3 protein-coding genes are annotated in these 2,719 nt (G+C 72.1%); all 3 read left to right on the top strand.

Features of this window, described 5'->3' with window-relative positions; translation table 11 throughout:
- The coding region (locus tag CQZ88_RS16420; RefSeq protein ID WP_258008626.1) for a sensor histidine kinase at positions 1-688 on the top strand (688 nt) is incomplete at its 5' end.
- Positions 685-1,326 carry a response regulator transcription factor gene (locus CQZ88_RS16415; RefSeq protein WP_006947321.1) on the top strand — a complete coding sequence of 214 codons (642 nt, stop codon included), beginning with the start codon at positions 685-687 and terminating at the stop codon, positions 1,324-1,326. The genes CQZ88_RS16420 and CQZ88_RS16415, both read left to right, overlap by 4 nt.
- A gap of 80 nt (positions 1,327-1,406) precedes the next feature.
- The gene (locus tag CQZ88_RS16410) at positions 1,407-2,561 is read left to right on the top strand and encodes a DUF418 domain-containing protein (RefSeq protein WP_102800040.1); all 1,155 of its coding nucleotides are present in this window, start codon (positions 1,407-1,409) and stop codon (positions 2,559-2,561) included.
- Positions 2,562-2,719: the final 158 nt, after the last annotated feature.

Below are 2,719 nucleotides of genomic sequence, written 5' to 3'. Positions count from 1 at the left end.
CACCACGATCGCCGAACTCGACCGGCGGGCCGCCGTGGCGGCCGAGCGCAACCGCATGGCCCGCGATCTGCACGACGTCGTCGCCGGGCACCTGTCGGCGATCGCGATCCAGTCCGAGGCCGCGCTGGGCCTCTCCCGCGATGCGTCGTCGCCGACGGCCCGCCGGATGGAGGCGCTGCACGCCGTGCTCGAATCGGTGCGGAGCAACAGCGTCGACGCGCTCGAGGAGATGCGGGAGATGATCGGACTACTGCGGGACCGGCCCGTCCTCGGCGAGACGACCGCGCCCGGGCGGCTGGCCCACCTCGGCAAGCTCGTCGACTCGGCCCACGCCGGGGGCACCGTCGTCCACGTCCGCCGGTCGGGTCCGGGGCGGCAGCTGCCCGTCGCCGTCGACCACGCCGCCTATCGCATCGTCCAGGAGGCCCTGACCAACGCCGCCAAGCACGCGCCCGGCGTCCCCGTCGAGCTGTCGCTGGACGCGCGCGGCGACCGGTTGGAGGTGACCGTGCGCAACCCGCTCCCCGACGGGACGGTTGCCGCGCCGCGCACGCCGTCGGGCGGCCGGGGCCTGGCGAGCATGCGGGAACGCACCGAACTTCTCGGCGGCCGGTTCCGGGCGGGTCCGTCCGACGGGACGTGGGTCGTGGGGGCGTCGCTGCCGCTGCGCCCGGGAGCGCCGTCGTGATCCGGGTGCTGCTCGCCGACGACCACGGAGCCATCCGCGCGGGGCTGGCGATGATCCTGTCCGCGACCTCCGATCTCGAGGTGGTCGGCGAGGCCGCCGACGGCGACGTCGCCGTGCGTCAGGTGCGGGCGCTGCGGCCGGACGTTGTGCTCATGGACATCCGCATGCCGGGCACCGACGGCATCGAGGCCACCCGCCGGATCCGCGAGACGAGCGATACCCAGGTGCTCGTCCTCACGACCTTCGACGTCGACGAGTACGTCCTGGGTGCGCTGCGCGCCGGCGCCGCGGGCTTCCTGCTGAAGTCGGCCTCCGCGCAGGAGCTGACCGACGGTATCCGGCGGGTGGCCCACGGCGACGGCGTGCTGTCCCCGCAGGTGACCCGCACCGTCATCGCGGGCCTGGCCGCCGGTGCCGCCGAACCGGTGCCGCCGCCGACCGGCGTGGACCTGCTCACGGACCGGGAACGCGAGGTGCTCGACTGCCTCGGTGAGGGCCTGGCGAACCAGCAGATCGCCGAGCGCCTGAACATCGGCGCCACCACCGTCAAGACCCACGTCTCCCGGGTCCTGGCGAAGCTGGGGGTGGATTCGCGGTTGCACGCCGCGTTCGTCGCCCGGCAGATCGCGGGCAGGTAGGTCGCCTCCTCCGGAGGGAGGACACCCGGTCCGTCGGATGGCCGACGCGCCGGCGACCGCCTCACGTCAGGGTCGTAGTCATGACTGCAACCGAGACGACGACCCGGCCCGGGCGCATCGTTGCGCTCGACGTCGCGCGCGGCATCGCCATCCTGGGCACGCTCGGCACGAACATCTGGATCTTCACCGACCCGGCCGGCATCGTCGGCTACCTGAACACGCTCGGTTCCGAGCCGTGGCCCCAGCGGATCCTCATGCAACTCGCCCAGGGCAAGTTCCTGGGGTTGCTGACCTTGATGTTCGGGATCGGTCTGGCGATCCAGGCGGCGTCGGCGCGACGGGCGGGACGGCCGTGGCCGGGCGGGTACCGGGTGCGTGCCGCGCTGCTGTTGCTCGACGGCGCGCTGCACTACCTGCTCGTCGCCGAATTCGACATCCTCATGGGTTACGCACTGGTGTCGATGCTCGTGTGCGGTCTCGTCGTCGCATCGGCACGGGCGCGGCTGTGGGTGGCCGTCGCCGCGTCCGCCGCGCACGTGCTGCTGCTCACCGCGCTGGTGGCGGCGATCGCGGCCGAGCCGGACTCCGGGGCGCCCACCGCCCCGGCCACCGACATGTTCGCCACCGGCAGCTGGTGGGATCTGGTGGTGTTCCGGGCCGAGAACGTCGGCGCGTTCCGAGCCGAGGTGATCTTCGTGATCCCGATGACGATCGCGATGTTCCTCGCCGGTGCCGCGCTGTACGAGGCGGGAATCTTCGATCCGGGCAGCCGGGTGCTGCGGCGGAAGCTGATGCTGCTCGGGGCGGTCGCCGCCCCGGTCGACGCGGTCGTGGGATTGTGCGGCGGTGAGGCCGGTGTGCTGGTCGCCCGCTACGGCGTGGCCCCGTTCGTCGCGGTCGGCCTGCTCGCCTGGATCGCGCAGTTCCACGCGACGCCGCGGCGGGCGGGGGTGGTCGGGACCGGGCTGGAACGCATCGGCCGGACCGCGTTGAGCTGCTACGTCGCGCAGAACGTTCTCGCCTCGGCGCTGTGCTACGGCTGGGGCCTCGGGCTGGCGGCGAGAGTTGATCCGTCGCTGCGGGTACCGTTCACCGTCGCGGTGTACCTGCTGGTGTGTGCGGTGCTGGTCGTCACGGCGAGCTGGTGGCTGCGGCGGTATCGGCAGGGGCCGGTCGAGTGGTTGTGGCGGGTCTCGTACCAGCGGCTGGTGCGCGAGCCGGCGACCCCTTCCTAGTGGGCCGAATGTCACATTTGGATCGCGGAGCGGAACGCCTGTGACATTCGGTCCGCTGGGAGCGGCTACCCACCGACGGAGCTATGCGCTAATCTGTGACTCGACCGTGATCAATCCGTTATTAAACGGACCGCTCGAACGTCGAGGACAGCAGATTG

The organism is Rhodococcus sp. ENV425, from assembly GCF_002887785.1.
GTDB classification, from domain to species: domain Bacteria; phylum Actinomycetota; class Actinomycetes; order Mycobacteriales; family Mycobacteriaceae; genus Rhodococcus; species Rhodococcus aetherivorans.
The sequence above is the reverse complement of the archived record's forward strand: the minus strand, read 5'-3'. Positions and strand labels throughout refer to the sequence as shown.

Excerpts from the sequence above, each read along its gene's own strand:
- CQZ88_RS16410 (WP_102800040.1), top strand. The coding sequence starts at position 1,407 with ATGACTGCAACCGAGACGACGACCCGGCCCGGGCGCATCGTTGCGCTC.